Genomic DNA, 21763 nt, shown 5'->3' with positions numbered 1-21763 from the left:
AGTCTAGTAGGAGTAGGTATATGCATTTGAGACTAAGACGTAGAAGATTTGGTCAATTAGCAATTGCTAGCGCTACCGCTACTTTGCTGAGTAACCTTGCAGGGAAGAGCGCTGCACAGAATTCGTCGTCATCTCTTTTCGGTGTAAGTCTTACCCTAGCCAGTAAGAAAATTACGGAAGATTTAGCTGATAGTACAGCGGCGGATAATACTCCAGAAATAATTTTACAGCAAATAAATTTGGCATCTTTAACGTCTAATGTTGATTTGCCAAATCTTACAGTTCCAGCAATAACCGTTGATAATAAGAACGATTCTACTGAAATCACAAATAAAGCTATAACAATCAAAAAACCTAGTGAGCGAATAACAGGTTTTAGCATCAATGCCAACGGTACATTTATTATTGCTACTGTGGCAGCGACCAAGCAAGGCGATTTCAGTCGGCTTGTATTCTATGGTCAAGGTAAAAACTCTTCTAAAAACAAAGGTTTAAAAATCAAAAAAATTAAAAAGCAGAGTACAATTGAAAGCTTGTTAGTAAGTACCCTACAAGACGAAAAAGATAAGCAGATTATTGGTGTTGTTAGTCTTGAAGGAGGTAGACCGCCTTTTATACTAGGGTTTATTGATATTAATTCAGGTCAAATCAATTCTGATGCAAGCTTAGGTTTACCAGAAATAGCACAGAACGAACGATTAAATAATCTAACGCAATCTCCAGTAGATAGAAAAATTTATGCGACCTATATTGGCTCTGAAAATGTTCCAATTCTAGTTGAGATAGATTTAGAGCAAAAATCTCTTCTGACAGGTAGATCATTTATTGTTAAAGTGGCAGAACTCAATATCAACAAACGTCCTTTGCAAAATGATGTAGCAAGCCTAGCATTTTCTCCTTCAGGTCAATTGTTTGCACTTGCAGACCCTCAATATGAAGGAACTAATTCCATTTTCACTGTTGATTTAAAAACTGCCCAAATGACATTTGTGAGAAAACTTGCGGTAGATAAGATTGCATTTACTCCTTCGTAAAAACTTAGGTGACTAATAGACCTTATTAACAAAGAAAATGAAATATTTATGTTCAAAAATCCTTTTAAATTGCAAAGACATAATCTGACAGTTGTTACTCCTTACATTATTCTCATAGCTGCTGTACTAGCAGCATGGTTTCCTGTACTTGGTGGAAGTCCATTAATAGTCGATGACTATCCTTTTACACTTACTTTAAAAAACGGGCTATATACCTATTTAGAAAACTGGTTCGCATCTGGTTGGGGAGTTCTGCGCGTTCTTGGTCAAATTATTAACGGTTTTAACACAAATCACCCAATTTTATGTTCTTTCCTTGCAGTCTTTACACATATTCTTACAGTTTGTTTGTTTTTTAGAGTCTGTCAAATTCTACTTAAAAGTACAAAACTATCATTAACTCTAGCATTAGTGATGGGAATTTTTCCGTGGGGATATCAATCAATAGTACAGGTTGCTGGATATGTAATATTGTTAACAACTACCATATTTTGGGCAAATTTATTATTATTACTTACTTTTTCTCAAAATAGAAAAATTCAAACTTGTGTTTTTTGTATTAGCTTTTGTTTAACATTGATAGCTAATTTGAATTATGAAAACAGTGTTTTTGCATTTATAGTAAGTGGTTTAATTGTTTGGATTGACGAAAAAGAAATAAAATTTTACTCTAAATATTGGATTAATAATGTTAGAAATAAAATTTCTGGGTTCGCCCCGGCTTTGGCTAGTTTAATTTATCTTGTATTATTTAAATTAACTGTTAACACCAGTGTCATTAGTTCCACTCTTGGTAGAACTACTAAAATAAATCCAGGGTCTGTTTTATCAACATATTATTATCAATACACAAATCTTTATATATTTCAACCCTGGTTTAATGCGAACACACGGAACTTAATATTTTTCTCATGGAACTTAAGTAAAATATTGTTATTTTTGTTTTTATTGTGCATTTTAATTATGAGCTTAATTACATTCTTGCGGCAAGATAAAATACAATTATCCACGACTAAGTTAGACTATAAATTACTTTTCTATATCGTTGGTTTATTGCTTGGAGCTTCTTTTATATACGCGCTTGCTGGCGGATATACAATAGATACTCGTAAAAAGTATGCTTTAATTCCACTGATGTTATTAATGTTTGGTTGGATTTGGCGTAATTTTTTTGAGCCTCGATTTCAAATTTCGCGAAGATTTATAGCAATCTTAATGACTTTAGCTTTGTTTGGTATTAGCACTACTTGGTTAGTAGTAGGGGTATATCGTTATGAGGTGATGCGTCAAGATGCTTTAGCCACATTTTTAGCTGCAAACAATATTAGTGGTAGCATTAAAATAGACTTTAACCCTGATATTAGGTCAGCTTGGCCTACAATGCCAGCGACATTAGGGTTTGATATGTGGGAGGACTGGTCTCTTACTAATTCCTTAAAAGCTAAGAGTGGTAGGTTGTGTTGTAAAATATTAATTAATTTTAATTGGCTTCGACAAGATCCCTATGCCGTTTACCCCACCAACAATCCTGATGCTCTGAAATTACGTTTTGAACCAAATGACTTTCATTGGCAAATTGTGCGTCTTTAGGTTATTAGTGTCATTGGTTTGTAGAACGATAAACTATTTGCTAATATAAATTTGTTTCGACATGAATGTAAGCGATTTGTCAATGTTACTCAAAAAACAAACGCCATCTAATTACACTTCAAATCTAATAAATCGTATTGGAAATTTACAAAAAAATAGCGCATGATAAAAAGTATTATAACAAATGTTCTAAGAAGTATATTTTTGTCTCACAGTAGTACCTTTTTATCGCTATATGAATTTGTTAAACCTCATCAGTATTTAGCAATAATATCTTTGGTTCTAGCTACTATTTTGTCTGTTTTAGAGGTTCTTAGCACTGCGCTCATATTACCTCTAACTCAGGCATTAAGCGGAAATCAAAATCATAGCAGTATTGAATCTAGCTTTTTAAAACCGATACTGACTTTTCATACTAACTTTCCTCATAAGTGGCAATTGTTGGCTATTGTCATAGCATTATTATGCTTAACAATCACCAAAAATATATTTGCCTACTTATCGAGCATCAGTATATATGACTTTATGCTCCGTAGCGGCACATTGCTACGAAGAAAGTGCGTTGTCCGTATCTTAGAGTTAGAAATACCATTTTATACCAGAAAAAACTTAGGTGAGTTATTAAGCCACATTAACGAACAGTCACAACGCAGTGAGCTACTATTTTCTCTATATCTAGAAGTGATTCGTAATGTATTAATCATTGGTTTTTTGTTATGTTTTTTAATTGTCCTTTCCCCGTTTCTAACTATTTTTGCCCTAGTTACTTTATCGATAGTTTTCCTTCCACTACGAGCATTAAACCGAAATTTACAAGTTTATAGTCGTAAAGCTGCGATTGCAATCGAAGCTTTCTCGACGTTAGTTACTGAGATAATAACTGGGATTCGAGTCGTAAAATCATTTCATGCAGAAGCGCGCGAGTTAAAGCGTGCAGAAGAGTCGTTACAAAATAGATATGATGCTGATTTAAAAGGATTAAAGTATTATAGTGCTAGCGCTCCTGTAACGGAGACAATCGGAATATCAATTTTACTTATAATAATATTAATTGGTGCAAACTTGCTTTTAACCCCTACAAATTCAACTTTGCCAATATTATTAACTTTTACAGTAACTTTAATGCGAATTCTACCAAAAGTTACGGTTTTAAATAGTTTACGCTCACAAATATATTTGTTTAAAGGTTACTATGAAGCAATTCAAGGTTTTTTATATAATACCGAGAATTTAAAATTGCCCGATGGTCAAAAGCGTTACCAAAAATTAAACTCACAGCTAGCCTTTCAAAGTGTAACATTTACTTACCCAAATCAAGCTGAAGCGACTCTGCATAATATTAACTTTGAAATAGTTAAAGGTAAAACAACTGCGATTGTTGGGTCATCAGGAAGTGGCAAATCAACATTAGTTGATTTAATCATGCGGTTTTATGATCCCCAAAATGGAAGTATTTGCGTTGACGAAATTAATATAAGAGATTTACAAATAGGTTCTTTCAGAAGTGCAATTGCAATGGTGAGTCAAGACACATTTTTATTCGATGTCTCAGTTCGTGAGAATATTGCATATGGTTGTCCTGATGCAACAGATGCAGAAATTATTGCAGCAGCAAAACAAGCGTATGCTTACGAGTTTATTCAAGATTTACCTCAAGGGTTTAACACGATAGTTGGCAATCGTGGGACAAGACTTTCAGGTGGTCAACGACAGCGTATTGCAATAGCAAGGGCAATTTTATGCAATCCTGATATCTTAATTCTTGATGAAGCAACAAGTGCATTAGACTCTAATTCCGAAAGAATAGTGCAACAGGCAATCGAAGCTGTTAGTAGAGATCGTACTGTAATTGTTATAGCTCATCGTCTCTCAACAATTGAAAAAGCTGATAAAATTGTGGTTATTAAAGATGGTAAATTAGTAGAGCAAGGTACACATCAAGAACTTATGGCAATTCAAGGAATGTATTATTCCTTATATAAATATAAATATCAATAACTTTTAGATATTTCATTTCAGTAGTTTCACAATTCACTATGATTTACCCTTCTTTTCTTCCTCCACTTTATAATTTTTTACTAACGTTGACGCAAAGACATGGAACTCAAACTTTATCTCGTTTAGATAGCAAACTATTTCCCTATAATCGTTCTATTCATATTAGCTCAGATGTTGTGATGGATATTTCATTCGACCCTCATCTGTTTGGCTATCTTCTTCAGTCTCATGAAATGCATATTAAAAATTGGATTATTGCGAATGCTCCGTCAAGTAAAAGCTTTGTAGATATCGGCGCCAATATTGGTTATTTTTCAGGAATTGCCATAGCTTATTTACCACCAGATTCATCTTTATTATTAATCGAACCAGACCCAACAAATTTTCAATCTTCTTCATGGACTGAAGAAGCATCTATAAAGCGTAATATCAATTTAAAGAGACTAAACTATGCAGTCAGCGAAAATCCCAAAAAAATATTTTTAAATCGACATCCTAAGTATTGTACATATCATACTGTGAGTAACCATCCTCAAAGTGATGATGATTTAATAGTAGAGTCTATTACATTAGCTGAAATTGCAGCTTTAACGGACACAGGAGAGATAGATTGTTTAAAAATTGATGTTGAAGGTCATGAAGAGGAGGTACTTCGTGGAGGTCTTAATTTATTTGAGCAAAGAAGAGTTAGAACTTCTATCATAGAAATTTCTCCCAAATCTGCCGAAATGGTCTTTGAAGTAGCACAAATGGGAAATTACAAAAAATATGTATGGAAAGATAACATCTGGCAAGAATGGGCATTACCTAATGATATTAATGACCGTGCAGATGTTTTATTAGTTAGATAAAGAACACATAGGTACTTATTTCAAATATTAATTTATGAAGCAAATTTCAGTTTTGCTGAAAACACTCCAAACTGGACAGTTTTGGTATTTGTTTCCACACTACTACTATTCATGGAGACGTGCTATAGATATTGAGAAAACAGCACCAGTTATTACAGCAAGCTACGGTACAACTGATGTCATTGAGGTTCACATGCTCACGGGAGCAAAACACTATGTAGATTTATTATATGCAGCTAAATCGTTTACTTATAATTACCAAGCCCCTATTAGTTTGATTATTCACGCTGATACGAGCGTCACAGACGATGTAATTCAAAAAATGCACAAGCACTTACCCCAAGCTAAAATATTTACCAGGCAACAACGTGATGAAATAGTGGTGCCTAAATTAGAAGCGCTATCCTTAAAATACTGTCAGCAATTTAGGGAAATTAATGTATTTGGCGCCAAGCTTATTGATGCTTTTTTACTTTCACACTCGCAAAAAGTCATTCTACTTGATACTGACTGTCTAGCTTTAAAAACACTACACAGTTTACGCACGTTAGTAGATAGCAACGAGTCTGTAAATGTTTTTGCAAAAGACCCGCAACCTTATCCTTATAGTATTTCCAAAGAACAAATTAAACAATATTTTGGAGTCGATATTTTACCATATTTCTGTGCTGGCTTTTGTGTAATTAACCATCAAACAATGGATTTGAATACTATAGAAAAATGGCTTTCTACACCAGCTTATCCTAGTTATTGCCATTATGCCGAACAAACTATTACAGCAGCATTGGTTAGTCGAGGTGCTACAGTAATGTTACCGGACAACGAATATAACACAGGACGCCTTTATAATGAAGATACGTGTAGTTTTATACACTACTGTGGGCATTATTTAAGTCCAACAAGAATTGCAATGCGGAAAATAGGACAATCATTAGTATTACAAAAATTACGAACATTACAAAAATAATGAGACTTTGTTGGCTATTACCAAGTGATAATAGTGGTGGGATATCCCCTGTTGCTTTATCTTGTTGTCGTCAAGCTGCACAAGCTGGATATGAAACAACAATGCTTATGCTTCTACCACCTTCTTGGATAAGTGATAATTATGATTTTCAAGTTATATCTCTAAATTTGTATAGTTCGGCACCTAAAACGCCTAAAGTATTATTGCAATGGCTGGAAGAAAATCCGCAGGATGTGCTTTTTTTTAATGCCTGTGAAGAATTCGACCCGATTATTCCTTATCTACCTTCAAGTATAAAAGCTGTTTACGTAGTTCACGATACAGCCCCTGGTTACTGGCGCCAAGCTGTGGAAAACTCAGATAATTTAGAAGCTATTGTTGCCGTCTCTGAAACTGTAGCGAGTAAATTCCGAGATCAACTCAAACAATCCCATAAACTGCATGTAATTTGTAATGGTTGTGTTTTCCCGCAAATACCAAGTTTAGATATTATTAGGCAAGATGAGCTAATATTTCTTGGTGGTGACAACCCGACAAAGGGAGCTTTTGACGTTCTAAAGTTATGGAAACAGCTAGTTAAATTAGATTTTGGGGGTAAACTTCACTGGTTTGGGAATGTGGCACCCGATTTTAGAAATAAAATCAAGGAGTTACCCAATTCACAGCAAATTTACGTATATGGGTACGTTAAACGTGAAATAATTTTTACAACTGCAGCCAAAGCCAAAGTTTTATTAATGCTGAGTCGCGTTGAACCATTCGGGATGGCAACAATTGAAGCAATGAGTATGGGATGTGTACCAGTTGCATGGAATGTTGATACAGGTACAAAAGAAATAGTCACAGCACAAACAGGATTCTTTGCACCACTGGGTAATATCGAAACCCTTGCAAAACAAGTATTGAACGCTTGTGATAATTATCAGGCTTATGCCAGTGCTGTCATGAAGCGTGCGCGATATGACTTTGACGAAAGTGTAATGTGGAATAATTATGAGGCTTTAGTTGATGAAATTTCTAAGGCTAAATCAATTCAAAGAAACAAGCATGGACAAGAGCCTGTAAATTTTCAAGTCCCATTACGTCGCTTTCAGCTTTTACCGAGTAGTATTCGTTCTCTAATTCGACAATTTATTGGCAAATCACCTTTTCTTGGTTACTGGTTGCGAGATATGCGTGGTTGGTAAAGTTGGCATAAAATTGGTAAAAAGTTGGTGAAAATTAATTTATGGGGAAGAGTTTTTTATTTTTAGGCGCCAATAGTCCTTGGGTTTATGGTTTGGCAGAAGCACTCGGGCAACATTATCATACTCACGCGGTCGAATTTTATGATTGGCGAACTCATGAGCTATTGCGTCCAACTTGGTCAATTAGAACTGCTCCAGCACTTTTACAGCAAACGTTCCGAGTTATGCCAACTGGCTATGCAGGAAAATTAGAAATACTATTTAGATTTTATTTACAACAGTTAATTAAATATTGGTGTCAGCAACTTGAAAGACTTTCTGGTGAACAACCTTGGGTTATTGCTTCTTATCCATATCTTGCTCCTTGGCTGCGTCAAGTATCTTCAGAAAGATTAATTTATTATAACTTTGATGATTACCTGCTTTATCGACCAGAACGGCAGCAGCAAATCCAACAGCAGGAAACTGAACTAATTGAACGTGCTGCAATAACTTTGTGCGCTTCTCAGTTCCAAACCTTGACATTTCAGAAGCGCTATGCCCATATGGCTGATGTTATCCATCATTTTCCACATGGTTTTGTTGATACTTATCTTAATCAGCAACCAGAGAAACCTCCGCAACCAATGACTGTAGGTTATGTTGGGAATTTAGGTAATCGCTTAGATTGGAAATTAATTTATCAGGTTGCTCAAGCTTGTCCCGATATCACATTTGTATTTGTAGGTGGTAGAGATGGAACCACAGATGAAAAAGGTTGGTTGCAACAACGCGAAGCTGTACTGGCATTAGCGAATGTTCGTCATGTTGGCAAAGTTCTAGCCGATCAAGTAGCTCAGTATTACTGGTCTTTTGCTGTAAATTGGATACCTTATTTAGTAGAGCATCCCTTTAACCAAGCGGCCTGTCCCACCAAGATTATGGATGGAATTGCTAGCGGGCGCCCAGTATTAAGTACAAATATTCCAGAGTGTCGCTTATATCCAGAATGGATTCAGACTTTTAGCACTGTAGAAAATGCAATTGCCCAGATTAGAAAGTTAGTTTTTTTGGAAGAAGCATTAGCTTATGAGAAAAGCTTAAAGCAATTAGAATTTGCTCTAGGACACATTTGGCAAGTCCGCGCTCAGACTCTGGAGAATCTGCTATTGAAATTATGTAATTAACTTAAATAAAGAGCATTAATTAATATGAATTCATATGTTTGTGCATTTCGAGGGCGCCGAGATAATTATCAAGTACCACTAGCATTGGCTGAGAAAGGTTTACTAGATTTATTTATTACTGATTTTTATGCAGTTCCTATTATTCAGAAATTATCTAAATATTTGCCGATGAAATGGCAAAATAAAATAGATTTTCGTTTAGAAACTGGCATTCCGACAAAGAAAGTAAAATGTCTATGGGACACAACTTTACTTGAACATACTCGACATACTCTAAAGTATTCTACTGCTGCTACTTTTGGCTTATTGGATTCAAACTTTGCTCATGCCGCTGCATTACAAGCAAGGAAAAACAAAAGTAATTTACTTCTTTATTCTCCTTATGCTTGGGAAGCATTTAACTCAACATATCAACATAACCCTCGAAAAATATTATTCCAATTTCATCCGCATTCAGAAGCGGAAAATAAAATATTGACAAATGACCTACAAAAATTTCCAATGGTACAGAAATCTTATGAAGAAGAAACTGGAAACAAACTACCATCTCACTTACAAAAAAGAGTTAGAGACTGTTGGAAACAGGCAGATTTAATTTTGTGTGCGAGTAGTTTCACACGGAAAACTTTATTAGAAGTAGGAGGAGAACCTAGTTATTGTAAGGTAATTCCTTATGGTATTGACTTACCTACAAAGCCACTCGAAAACCATAATATAGATAGTTTTCAAGCCCTTTTTGTCGGCTCTGGAATTCAGCGCAAAGGTTTACATCACTTGCTTTATGCATGGCGCCAAGCTAATTTACCTCAACACAGCCAGCTAATACTGGTTTGCAGAAAAGTAGACCCAGGTATTGAGTCTCTCATACGTGAGACACCTCAAGTTAGTCTAATTCGAGGCACAAATGCACAAAACTTACAAAAATTATATGAAACTAGTTCTCTTTTTGTGATGCCTTCCTTAGTAGAAGGGTTTGGTCAAGTTTTTTTGGAAGCTCTCAGTTATGGTTGTCCTGTACTCGGTACAGCCAATACTTGCCTACCTGACTTGGGTGGTGAGGAAGATGGTATTTTCCTTACGGAAGTTGCTAATATTGAAGAACTGACCTACAAGCTAGAGCATTTAGCATATAAACTTTCTGCATATCCTGAAATACGTAAAAAAGCTAGGCACTGCGCTGAAGGTTTTTCATGGAAAAATTTCCGAGATAAACTTATATTTTTCCTATAGAAGTAATTGTTATAGTAATGATTGAATTATATAAAGATTTGTTAATTATAATTTGTTTAGGTTTGCTAATCTGGGGAGTAATTAAGGTAGAACGAATTTATCAGTACCCATTTTTTATGGGTATTATGTTTATTTCATTTGTTTTACCTCAAGTATTTTCATTAATTGATAAACCAGGACAAGTTAGTCCAGAAGCATTAGAGCGGCTATTATTTATATCATGTCTTTGTGCTACTACCTGTTGGATAGGTTATCAATTTAAACCACAAAAAAAATGGTTATATAAGCTGAATATTTATATTGATGAACGTAAGTTATTTAGAGCAGGTGTTGCTCTAATGGCTCAAGGTTACTTCTTTAATTTTCTACTTTCTCGTATAACTGTCCAAACATCAGCAACAAATGGTAATTGGACAGGTCCAGCTACTATATTTCTCTTTTTTGCTCAAGTTATTAATATTGCTTTTGCTATCTTTTTTTTACAAACTCTCAAACGCCCTACAATTCCTAGTGTTATTTGTACGGTTATCTCCAGCTTGCCAATATTATCCATCGTTATGGTAGGGCGCCGACAAGTCACGATGACATTTATAATTATTGTTGGTCTTTCATTATTCTTAGTTCGTCGTTATATACCTCCTAGATGGATAGTTGTCGCAGGTCTACTATCAGTTACTTTTCTAATTCCTTTATTTGGTTTGTTACGAGGTGGTTTTTGGAATTTAGTTTTTAGTGGCAACTGGCAAGAATTATTGTCTTTAGCTCAACAAGCATTTAACTCACAACAAAAAGGAGATATTTTAGAACTAAGAAATGCAGCACTATTAATAGATGTGGTTTCTCAAACAAATAAATATGGGTTTGGGACTGGATGGTGGGATGCGATTATATTTCAATATGTACCAGGGCAAATTGTAGGCTATGAATTTAAAGAATCTCTCCAATTTAAAGTTTTAAATTTTGATCTACTCAGTAGCTTATACGGTTATAAGATGCCTCAAGGCACGACAATTACTGGAATAGGAGATTCTTTTATGGAGTTTGGTTACTGGGGATGCTTATGTTTTTTCCTAATAGGATACATATTTAAAAATCTTTGGATATCATCGTTTTATATCAAGAGTACTATTAGTAGGTTACTTTATATGGGGCTAGTTAGTCCAGCAATGTTAGCTTTAACACATGGCATCGGAAGATTTTTTCAAGAAGCTATATTTCAAGTTTTTTTTGTAAGTTTGGTTGCTTACTACTCTCAAGTTAAATATCAAAGAACAACTAATAAAATTAATAATTTTATATAATAGTCAATGGATATTAGTATTGGAATCTTATTTTCTAGCTATGGTCCTTATCATATTGCTAGAGTTGAAGGATTATTAAAAAATCCACACATACTTCCCGAACAGATTACTGCTATCGAATTAGCACGCTCTCAAGAAGAATATCCTTGGACAACAAAAATTAATGAGTTGGGTTGTCCGGTGATTTCCTTAATTCAAGATAAAACCTTAGAGAAAACAAGTCTTATTAGATTACTATTTAGAGTATATCAGACTCTCAATCAAGTCAATCCCAGCGCCGTTGCAATTGCTGGTTATTTTCAACCACCAATGTTAATAGCTCTTGCTTGGTGTCTTTGGCACAATAAAGCACCTATTCTTCTTTCGGAAACTACAGAAGATGATACTCCGCGCGTTTGGTGGCGAGAAATTATCAAAGGTTGGATTGTCAGAAAATATAAATCAGCTTTGGTTGGAGGAAAACCACACAAGCGGTATTTAATGAAATTAGGTATGCCTTCTGAATCAATTTTTTTAGGCTATGATGTAGTTGGAAATGATACGTTTAGTCCCAACAAAATTAAATATCTCACAAAACTTTCTAACAAACCGTATTTCCTAGCCATAAATAGGTTTATTCCAAAGAAAAATTTATTATTTTTAATTGATTCTTATGCAAATTATAGACTTTTAGCCGATGATAGTAGTGAGAAGATTTGGGATTTAGTTGTTTGTGGTGATGGAGAACTACATTCCCAAATTGAACAGCATATTAGCAACCTTGGGTTAAAAAATAACGTTCATCTTCCAGGTTTTCTTCAGCAAGATGAACTTCTACCTTATTTTGCTCACGCAGGTTGTTTTATTCACGCAAGTACTCAGGAACAATGGGGATTAGTAGTAAATGAAGCAATGGCAGCAGGATTACCAGTCATTGTTTCTAAGCGCTGTGGTTGTTTTGAAGATTTAGTGATTGAAGGTGTCAATGGTTTTGGTTTTGACCCTACTAATCGCCAAGAATTAACAGATTTAATGCTTAAAGTCTGCTCCCAAGAAATAAATTTAGAAAAGCTTGGACAAGCATCACTAAAACATATCCAAACAATGTCGCCTGATTATTTTGCAAATAGTTTGATACAAGCTACAAAATATGCATTAAAAACTACACATTCAGATTGTATGTAATACTCCTTGATTTAGATTTAAAACTAACTATTACTATGAAAATTTTACTTGTTATTCCTGGCATTGGCTCTATTTATGGAGGTACTTCTAAAATAGCAATTGAATTAGCTCAAGCTTTAGGGCAGCTAGGAAATTTTATTGATATTGTAACTACGAATGCTAATGGTCTGGACGATTTAGATGTGCCACTTCAAACTTGGCTTGATGATGAAAAAAGTTATCGTCTTCAATACTTTCCACGCTGGCATATTGGGGATTATAAATTAAGTATGTCATTAACAAAATGGCTATTTAATAATGTTGCTAGCTATGACTTAGTACACACAATTGCAGTTTTTTCTTACCCTGTTTCTATTACTCATCTAGCTTGTAAAATCCACCACATTCCTTACATTAATAACCCTCAAGGAATGTTAGAGCCTTGGGCACTTAATTATAAATCTTGGAAGAAAAAAATCTACTATAACGTAATAGAAAAAGCTGCTCTTAATAATGCTAGTGCTATTCAGATGTTAAACTCGGCAGAAGCACAAAACGTTAAACCTCTTCAATTAAAAGCTCCTTTGGTTACAGTACCTAATGGTATTAATTACCAAGAGTTTGAACAGCTACATAACCCTGAAACTTTCTATCAACAATTTCCTCATACGCGCGACAAAACCTTAATTCTATTTTTAGCTCGTATAGACCCAAAGAAAGGACTTGACTTACTGGCGCCAGCATTTGCCAAAGCGTTAGCTAAATTTCCCAATACTCATTTAATTGTTGCAGGTTCCGATAGTATTGGATTTTTGCCAACAGTTAAAGATTACTTTGCTGCATCGGGTTGCCTCAATGCTGTCACCTTTACAGGGATGTTGACAGGTGCAATGAAATATGCAGCACTTGCTGCCGCTAGTATTTATGTCGCACCTTCCTATTCAGAAGGGTTTAGTATGTCTGTTTTAGAAGGAATGGCTTCAGGTTTACCTTGTATAATCACCAAAGGTTGTAATTTTCCTGAAGCTGCTCTCAATCAAGCTGCTCTTGTTGTTGACATTGAAAGCGATGCTATTGCCAATGCTTTAATTGATTGTTTAAGCAATCCAGAACAAGCCAAAGTCATGGGTGAGCGCGCGCGTCAATTGGTCTTTGATAAATATACCTGGGACAAAGTAGCTTGCCAAATGCAAAAAGTTTACTCTTGTCTACTCCAGCGTCAGCCAATTATGGCTATAAATTAAATTATGTTAGAAAAAATAACTCCTGTTATCCTCACTTACAATGAGGCGCCCAACATCAACCGTACTCTCGAAAAATTGTTTTGGGCAAAGCAAATTATTGTGATTGACAGTTATAGTACTGATGAAACTCTAGATATTCTAAAATTATACCCACAAGTTAAAATATTTCAACGTGCATTTGATACTCATGCAATGCAGTGGAATTACGGATTACAACAGGTAGCTTCTGAGTGGGTACTTTCTTTAGATGCTGATTATACAGTTTCACAGGAGCTAATTCACGAAATTCAAGCATTACCTGAAGATACACCAATAGATGGGTATTTTAGTAAATTTAAATATTGCGTATTTGGAAAACCCTTGCGGGGGACAATACTTCCTCCAAGACAAGTCCTTTTCCGTAAAGACAAATCTATTTATATAGATGATGGACATACACAGCTTTTACAAGTCAAAGGTAAATCTGGAATACTTTCAAGTTATATCTACCACGATGACCGTAAACCTTTAAGTCGTTGGTTATGGGCACAAGACCGTTATTTAGTTATCGAAGCTAAAAAATTACAACAAACACCGATTAGGCAACTTAGTTTGAGCGATACTATCCGTAAACAGAAGATAGTGGCACCTTTTGTTATCTTATTTTACTGTCTAATTCTTAAAGGTGGTATTTTCGATGGTTGGGGAGGTTGGTATTATGCATTTCAACGTGTTTTGGCTGAAATAATTCTCGCTATTCGCCTAATTGAAATCGAGAGACGTTACATGTAACGTCTCTACATTTTTACATTTTTTTAAATTACGAATGGCGCCTAGCAACACACATTAACGACAGCGCTGCTTCTGGTGTATCTGGGTCGATATACGATAGTCGTTGAGCTAAACGACATTTGTCAAAAGATTTACCATAATCCCCTTGTAAAGCTTTTTCACCTACCATATGGCTATGGGGATATATTTGAACTTCAAATCCAAGCGGTTCGAGTATATCACGGTAAAACTCTGGTGTTGTACCATCACCCGGTTTATGGTGTACTTCTGTACCTGTACTCCAAAATTGCTCGCTAGGTGTCGAATGTCCACCTCGTTTAATAAAACGATAAAACGGTAAACGCATTTGCCACAGTAATAAACCCAAACCCCGAAACTGATAAGCAGTTAGTTGCGGGTCGTGGTCGGTTATTAACAGTCCACCAGGACGAACTAAACGCGAAGCTTCTGCTAAAACTTTCCCCATATCATCACAATGATGTAGGCAAGCATTAAGCATCACAATATCGGCAAATTCGGAAATTAAGGGTAAATGATGTGCATCTGCTAAAACAGGAGTGTAACCTATTTGTTGAGCTATCCTTAAGGCGCCAAGCGATATATCTACACCAATTAATAAGCTTGGTTTTCCACAATATTTTTTTAAAGAAGCATAAATATTACCTGGACCACACCCAATGTCAACAACTATCTTACCATCCCAATACTTAATGACTGCCTGCCAAAGTTCTATAAACTTCTCATCTCGATGACAAGCGTCAAAATAATTCTTTGCCCACTCTGGATGCCCAAAGTAATAACTATTCGCTTCCATTGCTGGTGTCATGCGGGGAATTTTACAAATTAAAATGTCTTCTTCCCATGCTTCAACTTCATTTTGGCTAGACAAATAACTTAATATCTTCTGTGATGATTGATTTAACATACTATTCCACTATATATTGCTGAATAAATCTATTCTTCAAAAGATATATGGTCATCTTGATTTGCAAAGATATGATGTAAATATTCTGGTATTTTACACTATTGTCTTCAAAAATCAAACAAATTGACGATATTACATAAAATTAAATTTTTACAGAATATTTTGTTGTTCATATTGCCATTTTTTAATCAATGTGCAATATTTAAGTATATAGATGCTGTTTTTTAAGTTTTTAGTATCCTGACTTTGTGAAAAAAATTAGGTAGTGCGTATTTTTAAGAATATAACTTATATCAAATTATTATATTTATTTTATATATCAAATAATGTATATCATAATTCTTTTAGCAGAAGTTTATCTAAAAATGTAAAGAACTATACATGGGTTTACAAAAAATAAATTTATAACTTTTCGGATTCTAGAAGGCGAAATAGAAAAGATTATCAAGTAGCAAAACTAAATTTTAAAAAGATGGCAACGAATAATTCTTATTTAGTAGAAAGAAAAAAATTGGCTGAAGTGATTGCCAGTAAATTGGAAGCTGCAAAAGACACTATTTGCAAAGAATTTAATACTCAAAACAGAATTAATAGTTGTTACATTGATAATTTACTAGATGAGGCTGATGTAAAGTTTATATATGAAGCTTTTCCCCAAAAGCAAGATATGTTACTTCTAAAAGATTTACGAGAATACAAATATGTAGGAATTCAAATAAATAAGTTTAATCCGATTATATCAGAAATTGTTTATGCTTTCCAACATCCCAAAGTAGTAAAAATTGTTTCTGAAATTACTAAAATTGAGCAGTTATTTCCCGATGAGTATCTTTATGCAGGTGGTATTAGCTTGATGGATAATGGTTGTTTTTTAAATCCCCATCTCGATAATTCTCATGACAAAGACCGGGATAAATACCGTGTTTTAAATCTTTTGTATTACGTCTCTCCCCACTGGCAAGAGGAATACGGGGGAAATTTAGAACTTTGGGATAATGGGTTAAAAGACAAATGTCGTACAATTCATAGTAAGTTTAACCGATTAGTGATTATGGCGACAAACAAAAAATCCTTACATTCGGTTAGTAAAATTAATCATCAAGGTCAACGCTGCTGTGTATCTAATTATTATTTTTCCAATCAACCCGTCGAAAATAATGAATACTTTCATATTACCTCTTTTCGCGGGCGCCCGGAGCAAAAGTTTAGAGATTTGATATTACAAGGAGATGCTATCCTACGTAATGGTATTCGTAAAGTGTTTAAACATGGAATCAAAAAGTCTCATTATTATCGAAAATGATACATGCTTATCACTTATTCAAGAGATACTGGCGCCTATTTATAATTTCTTTAATTCTCACCCTTATACTCATCATTCCAGTTAAAATAACAATCGCAATGCACCAAGCACCGCACCCTCAAGCTTTCTTAGTTCTGGGTGGTGAACCGAAACGCGAAGAAGTAACTGCTGAAATCGCACGTTGGTTTCCGAATTTTCATATTTGGGTGTCTTCTGGTCCCAATCCTTTAGAAACTAAAAAAATATTTCAAACTGCGGGTGTTCACTTAACTCAATTACATATCGATCAACGCGCGGTTGATACTGTGACTAATTTTACGACTTTAGTAAATGACTTCCAACAAGCTAAAATTCAACATCTATATTTAATTACCAGTGATTATCACATGAAGAGAGCTTCTTGTATTGGTACTTTTGTGCTTGGAAGTCGAGGTATTGTTTTTACTCCTGTTTCCGTTCATTCAAATTTACCTCTTTTTCCAGAGTCCAAGCTTCGTACTGTTCGAGATATTTTTCGGTCGATACTGTGGATTGTTACTGGACAAACCGGAGCAAGCTATTAAATGTTTTAATATAAATTAATTTTATGCGTTTAGACCAATATACTATCGGTACTTATACACCTGGGGCGCCTTTATGGAAGCAAATTTTATGGTACTTGGTCGGTTCTCCTTTGGTGGAATGCCATTGGTTGCCAATATCTAATATTAAGGTTGGGATACTTCGATTATTTGGAGCGCAAATTGGACAACTAGTTCGGATTAAACCTGGAGTCAAAGTCAAGTTCCCTTGGCGCCTAACTGTTGGCAATTATGTTTGGATTGGTGAAGATTGCTGGATTGATAATCTTGCTCACGTGCAGATCGAAAATAATGTTTGTTTGTCTCAAGGTGTGTACTTATGTACTGGAAACCACGATTGGAGCGACGCTGACTTTAAATTATCTGTAGCTCCTATTTATATTCAAGAAAGTAGTTGGATTGCCGCTAAATCGATGGTTGGTCCAGGTGTGACTATTGGTAAGGGTGCTGTGTTGACTTTGGGTAGCGTTACAACTCATTCCCTAGAATCAATGACTATATATTCTGGCAATCCCGCACAACCTGTTAAACAACGAAAATGTAGGGTGCGTGAAAGCTATTACAATCAATCAATGTAACGTAATATTAAAGTGCTTTCACGCACCGACCCACGTAATAAGCAGGTGCGTGACGTTACACGTCTTGTTATTACGCTCTATTTTTTCGTAGCGTCACACACCCTACAAATAATACAAAATTTTGATAGTGTCTTGACGAAGAAAATTGATGTATAATCATACAAGAATTTACATAGCTAATTGTAAAAAATAATTATACTAAAATTTTTCTGATTGTCAATAGTTATAATAGGTTACTGAAATCTTGGTGTTTAATGATGCTTGAATCTATACCTTTTTTTCTTGCCTGCGCGGTATTATTGAGCGTCCTATGCTTGAAAAGCCCTGTGCTGCTGTTTTGTTTGCTCGCAGGTAGCTTAATTTCAGTAATTTTGCATCAAATTGGGTGTTCCTGCAATTTACCCAGGCGCCAAGTTATATTTTTACAGGTTGTTGCAGTGAGTGTAATTTTGGTTTGCTTTTGGTTAGACTATTTCGCAGACCCCGCTCAAGCTCAGTTCTTTAAACGCGCGGAGGATTTTTTCAGAAATAACTTAACACAAAGTAACACAAGCACTACTAATGTCGCTGGTACGCAGGCGGCAATTAGTTTGATTTTTAACGTGATTCGCGCGTTATATTTACTGTATATAGCAATATCTCTAATTGGTGTAATTAACGCTGTTCGTAGGGATGATGACTGGCAAAATGTAGCTAGAACACCCTTACTGGTTGTAATAGCTGTGACAATTGCGGATGTACTTACAGGTTTTGTAATTGGTAGTTAATGAGTCAAGATAAAGATAAGGATTTTCGTCCAGTTAATAGAATACTCGGTAGTCAACCTTCATTAGGTCCCATACCTGCCGACCAGGTTCTTCCTTGGACGATTATTGCTTTAGCTTCTTATTTTATTGTCAACGGCATTTTTGGAGGTTTATTCCAAGATGAATTTCAAAAATGGTTATGGACGGCATTAATTACTACATGGGGTGTTGCTACTTGGTGGATACTCACAGGTGGTCGAAGTTGGCGCTTTTTGAGTAAATTTATCGGTGTTCCGACTTGGACGAGAGGATTTGCACGTTATCAAAGCATCCTAAGACATCATGAAGGAAAAAATCGGAAAGCAAAGCGTCGAAGGAACAGGAAGTGAAAGATTAACTCCGTTTGAGGATGCGCTCTCTTTGGCTACAATGTTGCGTGTTTCACTAGGTGGACGTGACATTGGCGCCTATATTTTGACGCAAGGTACTCAAAAGGATAGATTATGCTTTGTTTTTGGTTTTGAGTGTCGTGGTGTTCACACGACTTTGAGAACGGAACAAATCGACCAAATCATGAGTAATATTGAAGCTGGTTTAAAGGATATCCCTGTAAACGAGCAAATTACTTTTCACCTTGGTTCGTTTAGTTCAGATGCTCAACGACAGCAAGAACTCGCGTCTCTAATTAAAAATGTACCCTCAAAAGATATAAAATATTTACTGCTCGCAGAACGCGCGCGCATTCAGGAACTAACGACTCAGGGTGTTCGCAAGCCAAAATTCTTGCGAATTTACGTTACTTATACAGTTGAAAGTAATTCCACTAATACAAATGATTGGATAGAACGGATTTTAGCCAAAGCTGAATTATTCTGGCTGAAATTCAAGGGAGAAGTCGCAGAAGTTGAAAATCAAAGACTTGAGACCATTATTAACGACGCTTTCCAAGGTTTTTGTCGCTGGGAGCAAGTATTAGCCAACAAAATGACACTCGATGTTCAACCTTTAAACACCGAGCAACTTTGGAGTGAAATTTGGCGCCGTTTTAATAATCATCCACCCATCCCCATCCCTCAGTTGCTTACATTCGATGAAAATGGACTCCACGAAGAAGCTTATTCCGATTTAGTAAGTACTAAGTTACTATTAGACAACCTTCATAGTACAACACTATTAATAAAGTCAAGTATACCCTGTGCAGACCGTCGTTGGATTAATGTAAAAGATAATTATGTAGGCGCCTTGACGTTTTTAGAGAAACCGGGTAGCTGGCAAAATAAAACCGCGCAGTTACGGTATTTGTGGGAATTATTAGCGCGCGAGACGGTTGTAGACACAGAAGTATTTTGCCAACTAACTGCGGCAAACCCTGCTTTGGTCAAAACAACTTTACAGCGAGTCTTGAAGCAGTCGAATATGACAGCTTTAATGGCTCAAGAAAAAAGTAAAACGATTGACGTTAATGCTCAGTTAAAGTTAAGGAAATCAGTAGCAGCACAAGAACAATTATACGAAGGCGCCGTACCAATTTACGCAGGAGTCGTTATTTTTGTTCATCGTCCTACTGTTGAACAGCTAGACGAAGCGACGAGATATATAGAAAATTGCTTTCAACGTCCAGCGGAGGTAATTCGAGAAACTCAGTACACTTGGAAAATATGGTTACAAAGTTTACCTATAGTATGGGAAAAACTATTAGCAAAACCTTTTAATCGGCGCCAATTATATTTAACCAGCGAAGTCCCTGGTTTGATGCCCTTAGTACTAACCAAACCTAGTGACAAGTACGGGTTTGAGTTGATAGCAGAAGAAGGTGGCACACCGATACATTTAGACTTATTTAACGAGCATAAGAATTTAGCTTTATTTGCCACAACGCGCGCGGGTAAATCAGTATTAGTATCAGGGATATTAACACAGGCATTAGCACATAATATACCAGTAGTTGCGTTAGACTTTCCTAAACCAGATGGAACATCAACGTTTACCGACTATACACAGTTTATAGAAGGAGGCGCCTATTTTGACATATCCAAGCAATCGAATAACTTATTTGAACAGCCAGACCTGCGGTCGTTATCCCCAGAAGAACAACGCGACCGTCAGCTAGATTATACAGCTTTCCTCGAATCAGCACTCATGACAATGGTATTAGGCGCCGAAACCCATAACCCATTGCTATCACAAACAGTGCGTTCGTTATTAAATATTGCATTAACAGCATTCTTTGCCGACGAGGGGATCAAACAAAGATATAAAACAGCAATGGAAGGAGGGTTTGGGAGTATAGCTTGGCAAAAAACTCCAACCTTGCAAGATTTTCTATACTTTTGTTCCCCTGAACATTTACAACTAGACGCAATGAGTCAGCGAGTAGAAGATGCACTTAGTCAAATTCGTTTGCGTTTGCGGTTTTGGTTATCGAGTCGAGTCGGACAAGCAATATCAGCACCATCCAGTTTCCCTACCGATGCTCAACTTTTAGTATTTGCTTTAAGAAATTTATCAGATAGTGAAGACGCGGCAATATTATCATTGAGTGCATACTCAGCAGCATTACGTCGTGCGCTTAGTAACCCAGCATCGATATTTTTCATCGACGAGGCGCCAATCTTGTTTGAATTCGAGCAAATCGCGAACCTTGTTGGTAGAATATGTGCTAACGGCGCCAAAGCTGGGATACGTGTAATTTTATCGGCACAAGACCCTGATACCATCGCCAAATCAAAAGCTGCATCTAAGATATTACAAAATTTAACAACAAGACTGGTTGGACGTATTCAACCCGTTGCTATAGATAGTTTTGTAGATATATTAAAATATCCGCGCGAAATTATCTCACGCAACGCATCAGAAAGCTTTTTTCCAAGAAAAGAAGGAGTATATAGCCAATGGTTACTAGATAATAACGGTATTTATACCTTTTGCCGTTACTACCCAGGATACGAACAACTCGCTGTAGTGGCAAATAATCCTAATGAGCAAAACGCGCGGAACATTATTATGAAGAAATATCCTGATAAATACGAAGCTATATCTAAATTTGCTCATCAATTAATTACGTCCTTACGTAAAACTTCTTAACACCTTTGCGACCTTCGCGTGCTTTGCGGTTTAATTAATCGAACCGCAAAGTACGCAAAGTACG

19 protein-coding genes are annotated in these 21763 nt (G+C 35.8%); 18 read left to right on the top strand and 1 reads right to left on the bottom strand.

From position 1 onward, the window contains the following. Nucleotides 1-83 precede the first annotated feature (83 nt). From AC2JBO_RS07365 to AC2JBO_RS07310, 12 genes are all read left to right on the top strand, one after another. Nucleotides 84-1034 (top strand): hypothetical protein, encoded by a 951-nt coding sequence (locus AC2JBO_RS07365; protein WP_496952978.1) that lies wholly within the window; start codon nt 84-86, stop codon nt 1032-1034. A 48-nt stretch (nt 1035-1082) separates the two neighbouring features. Next, nucleotides 1083-2624: a hypothetical protein gene (locus AC2JBO_RS07360; RefSeq protein WP_496952977.1), complete on the top strand. Its 1542-nt coding sequence runs from the start codon at nt 1083-1085 to the stop codon at nt 2622-2624. A gap of 204 nt (nt 2625-2828) precedes the next feature. Continuing rightward, nucleotides 2829-4622, top strand: a complete 1794-nt coding sequence (locus AC2JBO_RS07355) for an ABC transporter ATP-binding protein (RefSeq protein ID WP_496952976.1) — start codon at nt 2829-2831, stop codon at nt 4620-4622. Between the two features lie 38 nt (nt 4623-4660). Continuing rightward, nucleotides 4661-5473 carry an FkbM family methyltransferase gene (locus tag AC2JBO_RS07350; RefSeq protein WP_496952975.1) on the top strand — a complete coding sequence of 271 codons (813 nt, stop codon included), beginning with the start codon at nt 4661-4663 and terminating at the stop codon, nt 5471-5473. Nucleotides 5474-5507: 34 nt separating this feature from the next. Beyond that, entirely contained in the window at nt 5508-6440 is a 933-nt protein-coding gene (locus AC2JBO_RS07345) for a glycosyltransferase (RefSeq protein ID WP_496952974.1), read from the top strand. After that, nucleotides 6440-7627 carry a glycosyltransferase family 4 protein gene (locus AC2JBO_RS07340; protein ID WP_496952973.1) on the top strand — a complete coding sequence of 396 codons (1188 nt, stop codon included), beginning with the start codon at nt 6440-6442 and terminating at the stop codon, nt 7625-7627. The genes AC2JBO_RS07345 and AC2JBO_RS07340 overlap by 1 nt, the downstream gene beginning before the upstream one ends. 41 nt (nt 7628-7668) lie before the next feature. Further along, nucleotides 7669-8793 carry a glycosyltransferase gene (locus AC2JBO_RS07335; protein ID WP_496952972.1) on the top strand — a complete coding sequence of 375 codons (1125 nt, stop codon included), beginning with the start codon at nt 7669-7671 and terminating at the stop codon, nt 8791-8793. 24 nt (nt 8794-8817) lie between these two features. Beyond that, entirely contained in the window at nt 8818-10023 is a 1206-nt protein-coding gene (locus AC2JBO_RS07330; RefSeq protein WP_496952971.1) for a glycosyltransferase family 4 protein, read from the top strand. A gap of 17 nt (nt 10024-10040) precedes the next feature. Next, nucleotides 10041-11324 carry a hypothetical protein gene (locus AC2JBO_RS07325; RefSeq protein WP_496952970.1) on the top strand — a complete coding sequence of 428 codons (1284 nt, stop codon included), beginning with the start codon at nt 10041-10043 and terminating at the stop codon, nt 11322-11324. 6 nt (nt 11325-11330) lie between these two features. Next, nucleotides 11331-12488: a glycosyltransferase gene (locus AC2JBO_RS07320; protein ID WP_496952969.1), complete on the top strand. Its 1158-nt coding sequence runs from the start codon at nt 11331-11333 to the stop codon at nt 12486-12488. A 35-nt stretch (nt 12489-12523) separates the two neighbouring features. Next, nucleotides 12524-13711, top strand: coding sequence for a glycosyltransferase (locus AC2JBO_RS07315; protein ID WP_496952968.1), 1188 nt, complete (start codon nt 12524-12526; stop codon nt 13709-13711). A 3-nt stretch (nt 13712-13714) separates the two neighbouring features. After that, nucleotides 13715-14482 (top strand): glycosyltransferase family 2 protein, encoded by a 768-nt coding sequence (locus tag AC2JBO_RS07310; protein WP_496952967.1) that lies wholly within the window; start codon nt 13715-13717, stop codon nt 14480-14482. Between the two features lie 28 nt (nt 14483-14510). On the opposite strand, the gene AC2JBO_RS07305 is transcribed toward AC2JBO_RS07310, so the two are convergent. Beyond that, nucleotides 14511-15407 (bottom strand): class I SAM-dependent methyltransferase, encoded by an 897-nt coding sequence (locus AC2JBO_RS07305; RefSeq protein WP_496952966.1) that lies wholly within the window; start codon nt 15405-15407, stop codon nt 14511-14513. Between the two features lie 472 nt (nt 15408-15879). Between AC2JBO_RS07305 and AC2JBO_RS07300 the strand changes: the two genes are divergently transcribed. From AC2JBO_RS07300 to AC2JBO_RS07275, 6 genes are all read left to right on the top strand, one after another. Beyond that, nucleotides 15880-16710 (top strand): 2OG-Fe(II) oxygenase, encoded by an 831-nt coding sequence (locus tag AC2JBO_RS07300; RefSeq protein WP_496952965.1) that lies wholly within the window; start codon nt 15880-15882, stop codon nt 16708-16710. Then, a complete protein-coding gene (locus AC2JBO_RS07295; protein WP_496952964.1) occupies nt 16707-17273 on the top strand; it encodes a YdcF family protein in 567 nt (188 codons plus the stop codon). The genes AC2JBO_RS07300 and AC2JBO_RS07295 overlap by 4 nt, the downstream gene beginning before the upstream one ends. A 23-nt stretch (nt 17274-17296) precedes the next feature. Beyond that, nucleotides 17297-17869 carry a WcaF family extracellular polysaccharide biosynthesis acetyltransferase gene (locus AC2JBO_RS07290; protein ID WP_496952963.1) on the top strand — a complete coding sequence of 191 codons (573 nt, stop codon included), beginning with the start codon at nt 17297-17299 and terminating at the stop codon, nt 17867-17869. Between the two features lie 326 nt (nt 17870-18195). Further along, on the top strand, nt 18196-18636 hold the full coding sequence (locus AC2JBO_RS07285) for a hypothetical protein (RefSeq protein ID WP_496952962.1): 441 nt from the start codon (nt 18196-18198) through the stop codon (nt 18634-18636). Further along, the gene (locus tag AC2JBO_RS07280; protein WP_496952961.1) at nt 18636-19004 is read left to right on the top strand and encodes a hypothetical protein; all 369 of its coding nucleotides are present in this window, start codon (nt 18636-18638) and stop codon (nt 19002-19004) included. Before AC2JBO_RS07285 ends, AC2JBO_RS07280 begins: the two co-directional genes overlap by 1 nt. Continuing rightward, complete coding sequence (locus AC2JBO_RS07275) at nt 18958-21699, top strand: putative type IV secretion/conjugal transfer ATPase (RefSeq protein ID WP_496952960.1); 2742 nt, start codon at nt 18958-18960, stop codon at nt 21697-21699. The genes AC2JBO_RS07280 and AC2JBO_RS07275 overlap by 47 nt, the downstream gene beginning before the upstream one ends. The last annotated feature ends 64 nt before the right edge of the window (nt 21700-21763 follow it).

The organism is Calothrix sp. CBUCES-K 9914 (genome assembly GCF_059640475.1).
Note: the sequence above shows the minus strand (reverse complement) of the source record. Positions and strands in the feature narration are given on the sequence as shown.